Source organism: Haloarcula sp. H-GB5 (assembly GCF_054850705.1).
The window spans coordinates 21,879-39,733 of record NZ_JBTWBG010000003.1 but is presented as its reverse complement, the minus strand read 5'-3'; the positions used below and the strand labels follow the sequence as shown (position 1 = coordinate 39,733).

Below are 17,855 nucleotides of genomic sequence, written 5' to 3'. Positions count from 1 at the left end.
TCACCAAGTGTATGAACTGGTAAGAAATATCCAACCCTCTGGTTCGAGTCGATTTGCGTCCCGGGCGGGGGTATTCACGGCTGTCGTTCCTTCAACAGTACTTTCGATACGCTCTCTTCGATCTCGATTTCGAACGGGAGGTCGGTAATGCTACCGTGGATGAACCGGATCATCAGCCACCGCACCGACTCGGATGGAAACACCACGTGGAAACTCCCCTTTTCGTCGCGTCGAACGGTCAGGAACCCACAGAGAGAGAGCCATTCGAGCACGTCTTCGAGTGAATCGAAGCGCTCGGCGTACTCCTGCGCGTGGTACTGTGCCACCTGATCGATCATTTCGAGAATCTCCTCGTCCCGCTCCTCCGGGTCGGGAAACTGGCTCAGGAGTGCGTGCAGGAGGTCGATGTCCAGCAGGACGTGCTCGCCCGTCGAGAGCATCTCGTAGTACGTCTGGAGGTGGTCGCTGTCGCTCGCGTGGGCTGAGTCGAAGTTTGCCGCGTAGAACGCGATCGCCTCGCGGATCAGCTGGCTTTGACTTTCCCCAGTCCGGTCGGTCAGACTCTCTAACGTCTCCTTGGTCTCCTCGTCGAGAGAGACGGTGACGCGGTCGGTTGGCATAGTGTTCCTCGTCACTGGATGGCCTTAATATCGTGTCGTTTGGTGACAGAGGGCTCGAAAACACGGCAGCGAGAACGGCAGCCAGATGTGGTCCGAACCCGTTACGGCCAGGTGCCGCGCTGCTCGCCGGCGTTCATGACCCGCTGGAGTGCGACGACGTACGCGGCGGTCCGGAGCGACGGGAGGTTTCGCTCCTCGTAAGCATCAACGAGGTTCCCGAACTGCTCCACGATAATCGAATCCAGTTCCTCGTTCACTCGCTCTTCGGACCAGTAGAAGCGCTGTCTGTTCTGGACCCACTCGAAGTACGATACGATGACGCCACCCGCGTTCGCGAGAATGTCCGGGACAACCAGCGTCTCGCGGTCGCTGAGAACGTCGTCCGCTGCGGGAGTGATCGGGCCGTTCGCGGCCTCGGAGATGACGTCGGCAGCGATATCATGTGCTAGGGACTCGTCGATGGCGTTCTCGAGTGCGGCCGGAATCAACAGGTCGACGTCGAGGGTGAGCAGTTCATCGTTCGTGAGTTCCTTCGCTGTGTCGGGATATCCGACGACGCTCCCGGTTTCGCGTTTGTAGTCCTTGACTGCGACGGGGTCGAACGATTCGTCGCTGTAGACAGCCCCGCTCGAATCGGACACGGCGACGACGTTTGCACCCATCTCGTGAAGGAGTTTCGCTGCGATCCAGCCGGCGTTCCCGTAGCCTTGGACCGCGACAGTTGCGCCTTCAATCTCTTTGTCGAGATACTCGAAGGCTTCACGCGCTGCGACGACCGTCGAACGCCCGGTCGCTTCGACGCGACCTTCGCTGCCACCGCTTGCGAGGTCCTTTCCGGTGATGACGCCGGGCTCGGTCGTGTTTTCGAGTGTCTCGTAGGTGTCCTTGATCCAGTTCATCTCGCGCTGGCCCGTGTTGACGTCAGGTGCAGGCACGTCGCGGTCGGCCCCAATCAGTGGCGTCAGCTCCTTCGCGAACGAGCGGGTGACCCGTTCGAGTTCGCTCTCCGAATAGTTGCTCGGGTCGATGACGATGCCGCCTTTTCCACCGCCGAGTGGGATATCGCCCGTCGCCGTCTTGTAGACCATCCAGCCGGAGAGCGCCTTGACCTCGTCCCGGTCCACCTGCGGATGATAGCGGATCCCGCCCTTGTACGGGCCGCGATCACCATTGAACTGGGACCGGTATGCACGGAACACCTCGACCGACCCATCGTCCATCTCAACAGACAGGTTCGTTTCCAGTATCCGCTCGGGCGTTTTCAGCCGTTCCAGCTGTCCCGCTGAAATGTCTAAATATTGTGCTGCTGCATCGATCTGTGTCTGTAGACTCTGGTACGGATTTACATCAGACATGTATCCACGGGATTCATAGAGATACCAAAAGCTACCCATTTCTACCAGTAAAATTACTATATTATTCGATATAGCGGGGGCTATCAAAGGGAGCTCACAGCGGCATTCGGGTCAGAAACATTCAGCCTATCTTCCTGTTCTTATCAAATTTTGTCACTACTGTGTTTCCTGAAAAATCTGTCACCCGAACAGTGGTATCCGTATTGAGTGCCACAGCGTCCGCAATCTGTTCCGTTCCACGTACTGGAACGTCGACCCGGTCGACGTCCGGGATCAGACAGTCACGATGCTCTGCACGTTCGAGCAGGACGTCGCCGCTGGGGAAATGCCAGACCCGCGTCACGGATCGGAACAGTGGCACCGACGTCGGCGCTTCGACGCGCCTGGTAGCTCTCTTCTCCGTCAAGCGACGTTGTACGTCCATCATGGCTGGGCTGAATCGGCAGGAGCTATTCGCTCGCGACCGCCTGAACGACAGGCAGGGACCGACCGTGTCGGCGTCTGTGTGATGTCCGTCATGTGTCTTCGCGAGTACCGGCCGTCGACCGATGGCACTCTATCGAAACGACCACGGGAATGAGGAAATACTAAATTGTTTAGCAACGAAGCCCTCCGGACACCAGGTGTTTACTATTGAACCCTCCATCCAAAACGCGGCAACTGAAGCACCCCTTCCCCAACCGGTGGCGAGAACTCGCACGAGTAGCCACGTATCGCGCTAGTGACCTCAGTGATCGGTTTGTGACCGGGAGAATCAGATGAGCGACGCCGGGAGTCCACTCGACACAGCGCAGGTTCTCGTTGTCGGTTCTACAAACTGGAGCCAGCCGCTCTCAGCTGCTCTCAGCGCGAGTACCGAGGCCACTATCCACACCGCTACGACGACAGCGGACGCCCTGGATACCGTTCGGCAGCAGTCGGTCGACTGTCTCGTCACGGGAGAGACACTCGACGATGAGAGTGGCATCGAACTGGTCCGACAGCTCCGGGACGTGGCTTCGGACCTCCCCGTCGTCCTCGGGACTACGGACGGAAGTGAAGCCCTGGCGAGCGAGGCAATTCAGGCCGGCGTTTCCGACTACGTTCCCCTGTCAGGCACAGACGGCCTGCGGATAGACGACCTAATCGAGCGAACCGAGCAGACACTCCAGTCCGCTCAGCGAGCGATCACGCAGCGCGAACGGGCACGGCAGTTCGACGCCGTCTTTCAGGATACACAGACGGCCACGTGGGTCCTCGACCCGGATGGCTCGCTCGCCCGTGTGAATCAGACGGGCCAGGCGATGATCGCCGAGGCCGTGGACGCGGTCATCGGTGACCTGTTCTGGACGCTGCCGTGCTGGTCCCAGTCCGAGGCGACAGAACGCGATATCCGGAAACTCGTAGAGGCCGCACGCGACGGGCAGTTCGGTAACGCGGTCGTCCACCGGCCGACCACAGCCACGGACCGCGTTATCGAGCTTTCAGTTCGTCCGGTCCGGAACGACTTCGGCGACGTCACCTCGATTGTAATCGAAGGGATAGACATCACGGAGCAGGTCACCCTCGACCGTGACCTCCGCCAGTCCGAGGAACTCCACCGGGTCACGCTCAGCAATATGACCGACACCGTCCTCATCACGAACGAGGACGGGGAATACACCTACGTCTGTCCGAACGTCCACTTCATTTTCGGCTACACCGACGACGAGATCCGCGGGCAGGAAACGATCGACACACTCCTCGGCGAGGACCTGTTCGACCGTGCGGAACTCGCAGAGAAGGGCGTTCTCAAGAACATCGAGTGTACCGTCACTGACAAAGCGGGCCACGAGCATACACTGCTGGTCAACGTCCGCGAAGTCGCGATTCAGGGCGGGACGCTGCTGTACAGCTGCCGGGATATCACGAAACGGAAACAGCGCGAGGAAGCGCTGGCGACGCTGCAGGAAACCGCACGGAAGTTCCTCTACACAGAGACCAATCAGGAGATCGCTCAGCACATCGTTGATGACGTGCTCAGTGTGTTCGATGTCTCCGCGAACGCCATCTATCTGCACGACGCTGAGACGAACGAACTCCAGCCTGTCGCACAGTCACAGGCGATGACCGAACACCATGGGCCACTTCCGGCCGTCCGCACGAACGACGACACGCTTCCGAGCCACAGCTTCGTCAACGACGAGACACTCGTGTTCGACGACGTCCACACGTCGGACCGGCTGGAAAACCGGGCGACCGACCTCCGTAGCGTCATGTTCATTCCGCTGGGCAACCACGGCGTGTTCGTCAGCGGCTCGACAGCCGTCGGGGTGTTCGACGACGTGACGCAGGAACTCACCGACCTGCTCGCAGCGACCGCCGAGGCTGCTCTCGACCGGGTCGCCCGAGAATCTCAGCTCCGGGAACAGGACCGCGAACTCCAGCGGCAAAACGAGCAATTGACCGCCCTGAACCACATCAACAACACGATTCGGGAAATAGATCAGACGATCGTCAGCGCCGAAACACAGGAAGAGATCAACCACACTGTCTGTGAACGGCTGACTGATACGGACCGATTCAAGTTCGCGTGGATCGGGAGCGTCGACCCGGGCGGTACTACCGTCGAACCGCGAGCGTGGGCCGGCAACGAACAGGGGTATCTCGACAGTCAGTCAATCGCCGTCGCGGATTCCGAGACCGAGCCCGGGGGCCAGACGGCTGCGACCGGCGACGTGACGATGATCCCTAACGTCGCCGCCGACCTCCGAAACGCGCCGTGGCGTTCTGACGCGCTCACCCGTGATTTCCTCTCGGTGTTGAGCATCCCGCTGGTGTACAACGATCTCAGGCACGGGGTCCTCACCATCTACGCGGACACGAAAGACGCGTTCGACGAGACAACGCGCACAGTGTTGCGCGAACTCGGCGAGACGATCGCCTCGGCGCTCAGTGCCATCGAACGAAAACACGCGCTGCTCACGACATCGGTGACTCGCGTCGAGTTCGACATCGATGACGAGCGATTCCTTCTATCGAGACTCGCCCGGTCGGCGGGATGTTCCCTCTCCTACGAGGGTGGCATCCAGCACGCACCGGCTGGTAACAGCGTGTTCGTCACGGTCGAAGACGCTGACGTGCAAACGGTTGCGGCGGCTGCGGCGGACATGACGTCGATTGACGACGTGACACAGATCAGTGACGACGACGCCGGGAGTGGCGTTCTGCGGCTGGAGTTGTCACAGCCGTTCCTCGCCTTAGAACTGGCCGACCACGGTGCTATCTTCCGGGCAGCGACTGCGGACCCGGACGGGACGACACTCGTCGTCGATGTGCCACAGAGCGTCGACGTTCGAAACATCGCACAGTTGGTCGACAGCACCTTCTCCGGCGTCGAACTCAAGCGCAAAGAGACGCTCGAACGGGGCCTCGAGCAGGACCGCAGTTCGGAGTTCCTCACGGACCTCACGGAGCGCCAGCTCGAAGTGATTCAAACCGCCTACTACAGCGGCTACTTCGAGTCACCGCGTACGAAGTCCGGTGAGGACATCGCAGCGATGCTTGAAATCTCTCCGCCGGCGTTTTACCAGCATGTCCGGACTGTCCAGCGGAAGCTGTTCACTACACTGTTCGAAGATCGGAGCGTCTCGGGCCTAGAGTCGTGAATGGGGTTTAATAATAAACAACCCAAGACACTCCTACTTCTTTGTTTAACCTCTGAATATTCCTTTGATGTCCTTCTATTCCTTAATCGAGTACTGGCGGTCGGACACCGCCACTCGTGAATACACATGAGAGATGTCGAGCAAGACCACGACGAGGAGACACCGTACGAGTGCTTTGCGTGTGGCAAAGTCATCACTGCAGAGAGCCAACCGGAGAACTGTCAGGACTGTGGCGGTGAAATGCGCAATCGACTGACACCGCTGGAATAACGATGGGATCGGAACTGAGCTCCGCTTCTCTTTCGGAAGACTCGTCGACGCCGCCCGAGCCAGAATCAGCGCTCGAAACAGCCCGTCTACAACTCCACCGAGCCGCGGACCACCTCGATATCGACCCGAACATCGTCGAGCGACTGAACCACCCGCGAAACGTCCACGAAGTCACCGTTCCGATTGAGCGGGACGATGGTACAGTCGAAGTATTCACCGGGTATCGAGCCCAGCACGATAGCGTCAGAGGACCGTACAAAGGTGGGCTTCGCTATCACCCCGATGTGACGAGGGACGAATGTGTCGGACTCGGGATCTGGATGACCTGGAAATGCGCGGTAATGGACCTCCCTTTCGGCGGCGCAAAAGGGGGTATCGCCGTCAACCCGAAAACGTTGAGCCGAGACGAGAAAGAACGGCTCACCCGCCGGTTTACACAGGAACTCCGCAAGGTCATCGGCCCGAACCTGGACATTCCCGCCCCGGACATGGGAACAGACCCGCAGACGATGGCCTGGCTGATGGACGCCTACTCCATGCAAGAAGGCGAGACGATTCCGGGTGTCGTCACCGGGAAGCCGCCGATTGTCGGTGGGAGCAAGGGACGCGAGGACGCGCCCGGTCGGAGCGTCGCGATTATCACACAGTTGGTCTGTGAGTACTACGACCAGCCACTGTCGGAGACCACGGTCGCAGTACAGGGCTACGGCAGTGTCGGCGCGAACGCAGCACGGTTACTCGACGAACGGGGCGCGACTGTCGTCGCGATCAGTGACGTGAACGGGGCAATGTACGACCCCGCCGGAATCGATACGGCGACAGTGCCGTCACACGACGAGGAACCGGAAGCGGTCACCGAGTACGCCGACACCGTGATTTCGAACGACGAACTGTTGACGCTGGACGTCGACGTCCTCATCCCGGCCGCACTTGGGAACGTCATCACCGAGGCTAACGCGGACGACATCGCCGCGGATTACGTCGTCGAAGGCGCGAACGGACCGACCACGTCCACTGCTGACTCCATCCTCGCTGACCGAGATATCATGGTGATCCCGGACATCTTGGCGAACGCCGGCGGCGTCACGGTGAGCTACTTCGAGTGGCTACAGGATATCAACCGTCGGTCGTGGTCACTCGAGCGCGTGAACGACGAACTCGACGAAGAGATGCGGGCGGCCTGGGACGCAGTCCGGACGGAGTTCGAAAACCGCGACATCACGTGGCGCGATGCGGCGTACATCGTCGCCCTGTCCCGTATCGCGGAGGCCCACGAAGCGCGTGGGCTCTGGCCGTAGGACTGGTTCTGTCGGTTCCAGCGCTGTCACTGTCGGTGCCGAGAAACCGCGACCGCCGCGTCCCTCAGTAGCGGAACTCGAACCGTGCTCCGCCGGCAGTGCTCTCCGTCACACGGACGGTCCAGCCGTGTGCTTTGGCGATGTCCGCCACGATCGAGAGTCCGAAGCCAGTGCCCCCTTTGGTAGATGTCACGCCGTGTTTCAGTACCTCCTCACGCTTCCCCGGCGGAATCCCGTCGCCGTCGTCCGCGACGTAGAACCCGCCACGGCCGTCTAGTTGCCCGACGGTTACTGTGACATCTTCTCCACCGTGTTCGATAGCGTTTCTAAAGAGGTTCTCGAACAGCTGCGTCAACCGGCCGGCGTCACCAGCCACTGTCGGGACCGTGTCAGCAACTGTCAGCGTTGCTTCAGCGGTGTCGACGTATCCCCAGGCCTCTGTCGTCACGGTCTTGAGGTCGACCTGTTTCGTATCCGTAACTGTGGTCTCACCGCGCGCTAGCGTAAGGAGGTCGTCGATCAACCGCTCCATGCGGTCATGCGCCGCCTCGATCCGGTCTACGTGACTGAGGTCGCCTGTCTCTTCGACGATGTCGAGAAACCCGATGGCGATGGACAGCGGGTTCCGGAGGTCGTGGGCCACGACACTGGCAAACTCATCGAGCCGCTCGTTCTGTCGCTGGAGTTCAGTTTCCCGGCTTGCCCGTGTGAATGCCGCCTCGACAGTCGTACCCAGTATCTGGAACAAGTCCACGTCTGTCTCAGAGAACGTTTGTTCCTGTGTCGTTCCGACGCCGATCAGCCCAAACTCGCCCAGTGGCACGAACAGGCCACTCCTGAGTTGTGCGTCGGCCTTGCCGAGTGTCACTTCGGACTGGAGGTCGTCGTATTGACGCACCTCCGACGTTTCGAATGCCTCCCACGCAAGCGCCTCTCCGGACTCCAACTGCGGGAGTTCACCGAGCAGTTCTCCCGTGGCAGCACTCGCCGTCAGCGGGACGAGCTCGTCGGCTTGATCGGCATACTCCCAGATACCGGTGAGCTCGAATCCGAGAATATCGACGGCAGCCTCGACAGCGATGTCGCCGATTTCGGCACTTGACTGTGCACCACTGAGCCGCTGTGCTGTTTCCTGCAGTGAGCGGAGCTTCGACTCTAACTGCTTCTGTTCAGTGATATCCTCTAGAACAGCCAGTACGCTCGTTATCTCTCCGTCGGGAGCGGTGATTGGTGCAGCCGACAGGAGCAACTCTAGTTCCTCACCGGCCTTCGTCTTCCGTTGTACTTCCTTGCCCCGGATTTGATCGCCGCTCAATACGCGCTGTCGGTGGGACTCAAATTCAGCCTGCTGCTCGTCCGAGACCATTGGATTGCCCTCGCCAAGCACCTCCGCCCGTGACCAGCCGAACATATTCTCGGCCCCATCGTTCCAGCGGATAACCGTCCCGTCCGTGTCCATTTCCATGACAGTGAGTGGTGTCGCTTCGATGAGTGATTCAAGTCGCTGGTTCGTTGTTTCGAGTTTGCGTTGTCGCTCGACCTGTTCGGTTACGTTGCGGGCGATGCCGACGATCCGGACGATTTCGTCTTCGAGGATGACTGGTGCGAGGCTCGTATCCCAGAACCGTGCATCGTCAGCGATGTCCAGTTCTTCACGATACGAGATCGGCGCACGCTCCTCGAAACAACGAGTGTAGTTCGCCGCGAGTTCGGCACCACGTTCGTCACCGAAGATTTCCCGTGGTGGTTGTCCTCGAACCTCGTCGGTTGTGAGTCCAGTCTGTGCCTCGTAACCGGGGCTGAGTCGAGCAAACTCGAACGCTGGCTCGTTACCGGCCGTATCGACGTCGAGCATGAATATGGCGTCACCGGAACTGTTGAGTAGTGCCTCGTACTCCTCGGCAAGTTCCTGGTGTGCTCGTTCCCGGGCTTTTCGCTCCGTGATATCCTGAAAAACCCCCCGAAGCACGGGCTCATCGTCCTGTGGGTCGTCGACGCGTTCTCCCCACGCCCGAACGTCGCGCACGTCGCCGTCGGTCCGAACGATCCGGAGATCGATGTCGTACGGTTCTCGGTCCGCAATCGTCTGCTCGACTGCCTGCGCAATCTCTTCCCTGTCGTCAGGGTGATAAAAACCAAGTGCGTCATCGAGTGACGGCTCGTACTCGTCGTCAACCCCGTGAATCCGACGGACGCCGCCAGACCAGTCGAGGCTGTCCGTCGATGGAAAATACTCCCACACACCGATATCTGCGATGTCTTGCACCCGCTCGAACAGGAACTCCTGGCGCTTGAGGTCGGTCTGTTCCTGCATCCGAGATATTTCGGCGCTCACAAGCTCCGAGAGTAGCTTCACGAACGTTTGCTCAAGCGCTCCGAAGGGCGCGACTCGCGTTGTCGGACTCGAAAAATTGACCGTTCCGTACCGGACTCCATCGACGATGAGTGGCACGCCGATATACGATTCCAGCTCCAACTCACGATACGCAGGGTGGGTTTCTTTGCCATCAGCGACAGCATCTGCGAACGAGCAGACTGCATCTGTCCCGACCACCTCCGCGCAGTACGTCGATTCGAGGTCGAACTGGTCCTCGGATTCGATTTCCGTATCCGGGGCGTGTACTGCCCTGACCGTGTAATCATTGCCCTGAACGTGTGAGACGATTCCGATGTCGAGCCCGAGTGTCCGACAGCCAAGTTCGAGCAATTCTTCGAGACGTGTCTCGGCCGAGATATCGCCCCTTGCCATGACGCTCTGGAGGTCACGAAGCGCATCTCGCTCCTGCTCTAACTGTCGTTTCGCCATGCTCTGTTCGGTGATGTCACGGGCAACGACGAGCACCTGTCGGCCATTGTTGCTCCGGAACGGTGTGACGCGGACATCTAACGTCCGCTTGCCGCCACCGGTCGTCACATCGAGTTGCAGGTCAGTATCGTACAACCCCGTAACGCCACCGTCGGTCTCGATATCGTCGACCGTCGATTCGACCGCCGCTGTGAACCGGTCCGCATCGGAATCGGATATCCGATCTCCCACGACCGTTTCCAGTTGCTGTCCCGTTATCTTGGTCGATCCGTCTCCGGTAACCAGTCGTCTCGAAGCGGTGTTTGCGAACTCGATTGTCCCTTCGTCATCGAGAACGAACACAACGTCGTGGATATTTTCGAGGATGGCTTCACTGCGCTCTAACTCCAGTTCTCGTTCCCGCTCCGCCGTGGTTTCTCGTGAAAAGACAGTCAGACCGTCATCGTCGGGAAAGGCTCGTATTTCGACCCAGTAATCGAAGGGTTCGCCAATGTACTGTTCGAACGACACCGGGTCGCCGGTCTCCATCGCGGTTCGGTATTTCTCTTCGAGTTTCGTTCCAACTATCGAGGGAAACTCTTCCCAGATGATCGTCCCGACGATAGCATCGGGGTCGCGGTCGACACGCTTTGCCATCTTCTCGTTTATGTACTCGATGCGCCATTCGCTATCGACGGCATAAATCGCGTCAGTTGCCCGCTCCAGCGTTCGCTGGAAGCGGTCGGACAGTCGCTCGGCGGCCGCTTGTTTGCGAGCGGCCTCAGTGAGCGTTTGGATGCGACTCGCCAGCAACTCGAAACTGTTCTGGCCCGAATGGATCGGGACGTAATCGGAGACGCCCGCCTTGGTTGCTTCGCTCGCGATTCGCTCGCTCCCTCGACCAGTAAATAGTATTGTCGGTACTTCGTATTGTTCAGCTTGTAGCCGATCTAGGAGATCAATTCCCGTCCCATCCGGCAATGAGTACGATGTGACTACACAATCGATAGTCGAAGTTACAAGCAAGTCGAGAGCAGCCTCTATACTCCCGACAGCGGTCACGTCAAAGACAGTTGAGATATTCAGGAGTTTCGTCTGCGCCAACTCAGCAAAGTCACCATCGTCGTTTATATACAGAACACGGATGGAATCGGGAGTCTTGGCACCTGCATAGACCATTGCTATAGCTATGTATCGAGCTTTTATGAATCACCCGTACTGGTTCTTATATATGATATTTTGCCGGGGCAGCTAGCTTTGTGCTACTCGATTACTCCGGCGTTAGGTGTTCAACCAATTATATCATACATTTACTGCAAATCACATGAGGCGCCATTCGAATACCAAAGTATATAATTTGATACTTGGGTCGGCAACTTTATCGCTCGAAGATAGGTACATTCGATATTGTGTCAGAGCTGCCGAATATTGTTGTGCTTCATATTGATGATGAACCGGATTTTTTAGATGTAGCCTCGGAAATACTTGCACAGCAATCCGACCAACTCAACGTTGTACCTGCAGCGAGTGCCGCTGAAGGGCTTGACCGACTTGATGAACGCTCCGTTGACTGTATTGTCAGCGACTATCGGATGCCCGAGAAAGACGGCATCGAACTTCTCAAAGCTGTCCGTGAAGAGTACCCTGATCTTCCGTTCATCCTTTTCACCGGTGAGGGGAGCGAAGCGGTCGCAAGCGACGCTATTGCCGCCGGTGCAACTGATTATCTCCGGAAAGGACACGGAACAGAACGATACGAACTCCTCGCAAATCGCATTGAAAACGCAGTCGAACAGTACCGAACCAATCAGCGCGCTGCTGAACTTGAGCGGGTTCGTGCGCTCGTCAGTAGCATCGATCAGGCGCTCATCCGAGCGAGTTCGCTATCGGAAATCAAAACTCGCGTCTGTGAGATCATTAGCGACTCTGAGCCCTATCGGTTCGCCTGGATAGGGGAGCGAGATTCCGAGACAGACCGAATCGAGCCACAGACCTGGGCCGGCGTCGAGGACGCGTATCTCGACACTATCGTCGTCACTGCAGATAACTCCCGGACAGGACAGGGTCCCGCGGGGACGGCCGTCCGGGAACGACGCATTGCTACGGTACAGAATATTCAAGATGACCCGGGATTCGAGATCTGGCGAGAGGAAGCACTCGATCGCGGTTATCGAAGCACTGCTGCGGTTCCGCTAGAATACAATAACACTCTGTACGGTCTCCTGTGCGTCTATTCGTCCCGTCCATTTGCCTTTGCTGAGGGCGAACAGGCATTACTCGGCGAACTCGGGAACAGCATCTCGCACGCTATACACTCGCTGAAAATCCGGGACGAACTGCGCGCAGAGCGGACGTTTATCGATCAGGCACTCGATTCACTTGCCGACATATTCTACGTCCTCGATTCTGAAGGCAACATTCAGCGCTGTAACGAACAATTCGCGACGATGGCCGGATACACTGATGAGCAAATCGCGGATCTCGACGCCGTCACTCTTTTTCCGGAAGACGAACAGGACGCAGTCGCGGAGGCGATCGAGGAGGCGCTCACAACTGGGCAATCGACAATCGAAGCGGATTTTCTCACTGCGGAGGGGAAGCGTACTCCCCACGAGTTCACCGCCGACCGCCTGACCGATCAGGACGGTAACCTCATAGGGCTTGTCGGCACCGGTCGGGACATATCCGAACGTATAAGACGTGAACGGGAACTGCAGGATCAAAAAGAACAGCTAGAGCAGTTTGCCGCTACTGTCAGCCACGACCTGCGGAACCCGCTAAACGTTATCCAAGGTCGGCTGGAACTCGTTCAGGCCGAACATTCGAGTGATCATCTGGCTGTGATCGAAACAGCGACTGATCGGATGGAACGGATTGTAGAGGACCTTCTCTGGCTAGCACGGGAGCACCAAGAGATCGGGTCGCTGGAGCCTGTTGCGATCGACGCAGCGGCTGAGGCCGCGTGGAACCTCGTGTCTGACCCTGCAGACGAGGCCGAACTATACTGCGATTACGAGGCCGAGACTCAGCCACTGGTCAAAGCTGATACCGATCAATTTCGGCATCTGCTCGAAAATCTGTTCAGGAACACGATCGATCACGCTGGCTTAGATGTCACTGTTGTCGTCGGTATCTTCGGTGACACCCCCGGATTCTACATCGAAGACGACGGCCCTGGAATCCCCGCCGAGGACCGCGAAAAGGTGTTCGAGGCTGGCTATTCGACTTCCGAATCAGGGACTGGTCTGGGCCTCAACATCGTCAAACGAGTCGCTGACGCTCATGGCTGGGACATTCGCGCAACTGAGAGTTCGATGGGTGGGACACGATTCGAGATCACGGGTCTCGAAACTGTGGAATAACCCACTATTCTGAATCTCTCCGTTCAATACAAAGAACTCGGAAAACCACAGGAGTTAGCACAGATGCAACGGTCAATTCACATATGGTTTCCAGTCCCTTCCAACAGAGATGGATACACCCCGAGTACGTCGCGACCGTCGTTGGTGTCCTTGCTACCGGTGCACTAGTATTCTACAGCGCAATCACTCAATCGGGTCCCACAGTTGAGGAAATCATATTCGTGGTGCTTACGATTACAGTGCCGACTACTGTTGCTTACGAACTTGCTTGTCGATGGCGGTGAGTGATTCCGAACGCCAGCCCGACTAACAGCGGGGTACCAGCCGGGTCCTATCTATACTTCACGACGCATGAGTGGTAGTTTCCGTCGCGTGGTCTCCGCTAATAGGCCAGTGTTGTGGTCGTCCGCAACGCTACAGCCAGCAACCGCCGTCGCTATCGGTGGTTGTGATGGCCCTCCCTAGCTGTGTGGGGGTATCGCCCACCTCTCGATGCTGCGATTGCGGAAGCTCAGTGATCGCAGAGCGAATAAAATGAGATAAAACGTCACAACGATTTTTTACACCAAGTACATTCCATTTCATAGGGTTCTGGTCCCCGCACCGCCCTCATTGAATCCGATCACGTTCATCAAACGGTCCGGGTCCGGAACCCGTTGTCGTGGATGTTGACTCCAAATGGTGCGGACGCTACCCCCCGGCTGCCCACCATTCTCTTGCTGTTCGAATCCGGGTGTACTCCGAACGTGAGCAGATGGGACTAACGCTAGCGAGAAACGAGTGGCTTGCGACAAAACCAACAGACGGCGAGGGGATATCACAAGCACTTTATATACACTCCTATCGGAGCTAGGTGGGTTCTGAGCCCTGTCCAATCGCGCTGGATTCTCCCGCACGATTGCTTCGGGCTGGAATCCGTCGTCGGTTTCGACGACTTCCGATGGTACGTTGCACCCCATCTCTCCCACCCCCACAGCAACGTCCCATCCTTTTAGATGATTGGCGGAGCCGTGCGTTCCGGTGATGACTGCACTGAAATTACCACTATGATAGGAGTTACCACAAAAAATATGTCGAACGGTGAATTACGATTATATGGGTTCTGGTCCCCGCTTTGGGCCCTTTCCTACTTTGCGCCTACTCGCCCCCCCCATGTCTCGGGTCCAGAACCCATCCGTGCCTCTGACTGCAGTGGGTGGCACACACGGTGCCCATCGCCACCCGTCATCCGCTTTCCTACAGGAGCGCAACACCTACCTTTTCCAACCATGCTTCTGAGGGAACTGCTGTTACTGTGAGTCAGTAGCTTCGCTCGCTCTAGTGAGGATATCTGCGAGTTCCTCGCGGTCGAACAGCTGTTCGCCCTCGGGAATCTCTGGAAGTTCGCCAGCGGTGATCTCGCCCGGCCACTCACCGAATTCGTTGGGATAGAGCTGCTTTCCGAGCATCTCCGTCTGGAAGAGATTGATGATCGGACCCTGATAGGCTGACCCGCCGACGTATAGTCGATCCTCCTGAACGGCGGTGAGTTCCTGCCCCAGCGAACTGTCCCGCATCCCTTCGACTGTCTTTCGGAGCGCATCCTCGCCGTTCCAGTCGCGGTAATTGACGCCGAAGTGGAACACGAGCACGTCAGGATCGACCTCCAGCAGTGCCTCGTAGTCGACCTGGATCCCGGACTGGCCATCGTACTCGCCCTCGAACGCGTCGACAATGCCGAGATCTCGGTACTGTTTTTTCCCGTATGCCTTGTCGATCTCAGTCCTGGGGTTGTAGGCACGGAAGAACCCCTCGTTGTCGGGGTTTATTTGCGCGTTGAGCAATCCGACGCTCGGACGATCGGACGCCGGTGGAACGCGCGACCGCATCTCCCGTAGCGCCTGCTCGTAGAGGGTGTTGATAGCAGCGGCTGTCTCGGACTTTCCGAGCAGTGCTCCGTATCTGCTGACGAATTCGGGGATGTCGTAGTAGGCGTAGGACTCACCACCGGGCCAGGTGGGCCAGTCGTCGCCGCGTTTGCGGCGGCTGGCGTTCCCAAAGAAGGGCCCAATCGAATCGTTGATTTCGGAGATATCGCCCCCGTCAGCACCGTAGTACGAAATGAATCGGTTCGGGTCAGTAGCGAACAGGTCCGGGTCGAGTTCATAGAGAACCTCGGTTCTGAGCGACCAGTCGTCTGTCCGGACCAACTCCAGCGACTCGGGATCGGGGACGTCTACGCCGGGAAGCTGGTCGTAGAAGCCGGTGAACCAGAACTGGTTGCCCTCGGCGGCGATGAGCTTGTCGGCCTCCCCCAGTGCAGTCAGGATGTCCTCCTCAAACCCCCACCCGCCGACAATAGTCTCCGGACTCGACTCAAGTCTGAGGTTGCCCACCGGCGCCATCGTCCCTGAATAGGACCGGTCAGTCTGTGTCCGGGTTTCATCCGACTCGGTACCTCCACTCGAAAGCCCAGTACAACCTGCGAGCGAGCCAGTGGTCAGCAGCGCGGTCCCGTACTTTACACACTCTCTCCGCGTCGACCACATTCCGTCCTGATTAGTCTCCGCCATGAATTTTAGTCCAGCCTAAAATAACAAATACCCTTCGATTTTTAGCCGGCCCTAAAAATGAGGGAGCCCAGCCATGCGAAACGAGTCGTGGTTGCCGGGACGAGCGGGGCATCTCTAATCCGAGATCCTTTTGTGCTAGGAGGGGTTCCGTTAGCGGGGTATGAACGAGTTACGTACTGGATTGAGTTATGGCGACGTGCTTCTCGTCCCGAAGCGGTCACCGGTTGACAGTCGGAGCGACATCGACCTCTCGACGCCGCTTACGCCGACCATCGAACTGGACACGCCGCTCGTCTCCGCTGCGATGGACACCGTTACGGAGGCGGAACTGGCAATCGAGCTTGGACGGTCTGGCGGGTTCGGGGTACTACACCGGTTCCTGACGCCCGAGGAACAGGCCGAGCAGGTCGAGCAGGTGAAAGAAGCGGGCGAACAGATCGGCGCAGCAGTCGGTATCAACGAGGACTATGTCGCACGGAGCGCGGCCGTGATTGCAGCCGGTGTTGATGCACTTGTCGTCGACGTGGCCCACGGTCACCTCGACCGGTCGCTCGATGCCGTCGAAACTCTCGCCGAAGAATTTCCCGACACCGACCTCATCGCCGGCAACGTCGCGACGCCCGCGGGTGTCGAAGACCTCGCCGCCGCTGGGGCCGACTGTGTCAAAGTCGGTATCGGACCCGGGTCCCACTGTACCACCCGGAAGGTCGCGGGTGCTGGCGTCCCCCAGCTGACCGCCGTTGATGACTGTGCCACGGCCGCCGAAGATCTGGACGTTACTATCTGCGCGGATGGCGGGATTCGCACGTCCGGTGACGCGGTGAAGGCCCTCATGGCCGGGGCAGATACCGTAATGCTCGGGAGCCTCTTTGCCGGCACAGAGGAGGCACCCGGGGCGGTCGTCGAAGTCGATGGCACGCGGTACAAGCAATCACGAGGGATGGCGACCACTGCGGCGGCCGAGGACCGTGATGACAAGCAGAACAACGTCAGCGCCGACGAAGGCGTCGAGGCACTGACCCCGTACAAAGGCTCGGTCACTGCTGTGGCCGAGGAGTTCTGTGCTGGCATCCGCTCCGGGCTCTCCTACTGTGGCGGGCATACAATCGCTGCGGCCCGCGACAAGGCGGAGTTCATCCGTGTCGCTCAGAGTGCAAAGGAGCGCGAGGGGTTCCACACGGACCACGACTGGGAAGGCGTCAACGTAGAGAGTGAGGCAACCCAGGTCCGCGACGCCGGCACTGAGGCGGCTGCCGACAGCGACGACTAAACTGCTATCAACGACTGAACGGGATAGAAACGATAACGATGCGCCAATAAGCGCAGCGAGGTAGAGATTCCGTCGGGCGTTCAAAAACTGGACCACCAACAACGACGGAGATTCTGTCTATACTGGGGCAGCACAATCGAGCAGTGATCGGTGCATCTCTCGGGAAGTAATTTTCATCCCGTGAGCGATACTCGACCCGGTCCCCAGTTCATAGCCTACTTGTCGAACTGCGCTGTCAACTGTTGCTGTGTATCCAGTCCCGTCTGAAATCGGGTGATAATCTCTGACTGGTGCTTTGGACATGCGAGCACAGCGACAGCCCCATCCTGAACCTGAATCACTGGCTGCTGTGGATTGTGCACCGCCAGGTGACAACTCGGACAGCTAACGCCGCCAGCAGGTCTGTAGTCTAGGAGTTCAGCGGTGGCTGTAGTCGTGTACCCGCAAACAGACCTGAACTGCGTCAAGTGATCAGTACAGCCTACAATCGGAACTGTTAGCTGATCGAGAAGCAGGAACGACGGCAGACCATCAGGAGATTGCAGTGCAGACCGACATGCGTCGCAGTGAATTGGCGGATATCTCTCGTGTTCGTCCGACGGATGCGGCAGGGACTCTCCGGGAACCATGATACGTAGGGTAGCTTCGAATTGAGTACCCACACGGGTAAGTGATGTGCCTAAAACGCTCATCAGGCACCGAATGGTCTCTCACGGC

9 protein-coding genes are annotated in these 17,855 nt (G+C 58.3%); 5 read left to right on the top strand and 4 right to left on the bottom strand.

Going from position 1 to position 17,855, the window contains the following annotated elements:
- Positions 1-74: 74 nt before the first annotated feature.
- Both ACYJ11_RS15720 and ACYJ11_RS15715 read right to left on the bottom strand, forming a co-directional pair.
- Positions 75-620: a ribbon-helix-helix protein, CopG family gene (locus ACYJ11_RS15720; protein WP_461648473.1), complete on the bottom strand. Its 546-nt coding sequence runs from the start codon at positions 618-620 to the stop codon at positions 75-77.
- Between the two features lie 101 nt (positions 621-721).
- The gene (locus ACYJ11_RS15715) at positions 722-1,975 is read right to left on the bottom strand and encodes a Glu/Leu/Phe/Val family dehydrogenase (RefSeq protein ID WP_461648472.1); all 1,254 of its coding nucleotides are present in this window, start codon (positions 1,973-1,975) and stop codon (positions 722-724) included.
- A 758-nt stretch (positions 1,976-2,733) separates the two neighbouring features.
- On the opposite strand from ACYJ11_RS15715, the gene ACYJ11_RS15710 reads away from it, so the two are divergent.
- From ACYJ11_RS15710 to gdhB, 3 genes are all read left to right on the top strand, one after another.
- Positions 2,734-5,601 carry a bacterio-opsin activator domain-containing protein gene (locus tag ACYJ11_RS15710; RefSeq protein ID WP_461648471.1) on the top strand — a complete coding sequence of 956 codons (2,868 nt, stop codon included), beginning with the start codon at positions 2,734-2,736 and terminating at the stop codon, positions 5,599-5,601.
- A 126-nt stretch (positions 5,602-5,727) separates the two neighbouring features.
- On the top strand, positions 5,728-5,871 hold the full coding sequence (locus ACYJ11_RS15705; RefSeq protein ID WP_005533309.1) for a rubrerythrin-like domain-containing protein: 144 nt from the start codon (positions 5,728-5,730) through the stop codon (positions 5,869-5,871).
- Positions 5,872-5,873: 2 nt separating this feature from the next.
- The gene (gdhB, locus tag ACYJ11_RS15700; RefSeq protein WP_461648470.1) at positions 5,874-7,169 is read left to right on the top strand and encodes a glutamate dehydrogenase GdhB; all 1,296 of its coding nucleotides are present in this window, start codon (positions 5,874-5,876) and stop codon (positions 7,167-7,169) included.
- Positions 7,170-7,233: 64 nt separating this feature from the next.
- Here gdhB and ACYJ11_RS15695 read toward each other — a convergent pair whose 3' ends face one another.
- On the bottom strand, positions 7,234-11,133 hold the full coding sequence (locus ACYJ11_RS15695; RefSeq protein ID WP_461648469.1) for a PAS domain S-box protein: 3,900 nt from the start codon (positions 11,131-11,133) through the stop codon (positions 7,234-7,236).
- Positions 11,134-11,372: 239 nt separating this feature from the next.
- Here ACYJ11_RS15695 and ACYJ11_RS15690 point away from each other — a divergent pair, with 239 nt between their 5' ends.
- Positions 11,373-13,316 (top strand): response regulator, encoded by a 1,944-nt coding sequence (locus ACYJ11_RS15690; protein WP_461648721.1) that lies wholly within the window; start codon positions 11,373-11,375, stop codon positions 13,314-13,316.
- Between the two features lie 1,289 nt (positions 13,317-14,605).
- Here ACYJ11_RS15690 and ACYJ11_RS15685 read toward each other — a convergent pair.
- Positions 14,606-15,700, bottom strand: coding sequence for an ABC transporter substrate-binding protein (locus ACYJ11_RS15685; RefSeq protein WP_461648720.1), 1,095 nt, complete (start codon positions 15,698-15,700; stop codon positions 14,606-14,608).
- A 328-nt stretch (positions 15,701-16,028) separates the two neighbouring features.
- Here ACYJ11_RS15685 and ACYJ11_RS15680 point away from each other — a divergent pair, with 328 nt between their 5' ends.
- Complete coding sequence (locus ACYJ11_RS15680) at positions 16,029-17,138, top strand: guanosine monophosphate reductase (protein ID WP_461648468.1); 1,110 nt, start codon at positions 16,029-16,031, stop codon at positions 17,136-17,138.
- Positions 17,139-17,855 lie beyond the last annotated feature (717 nt).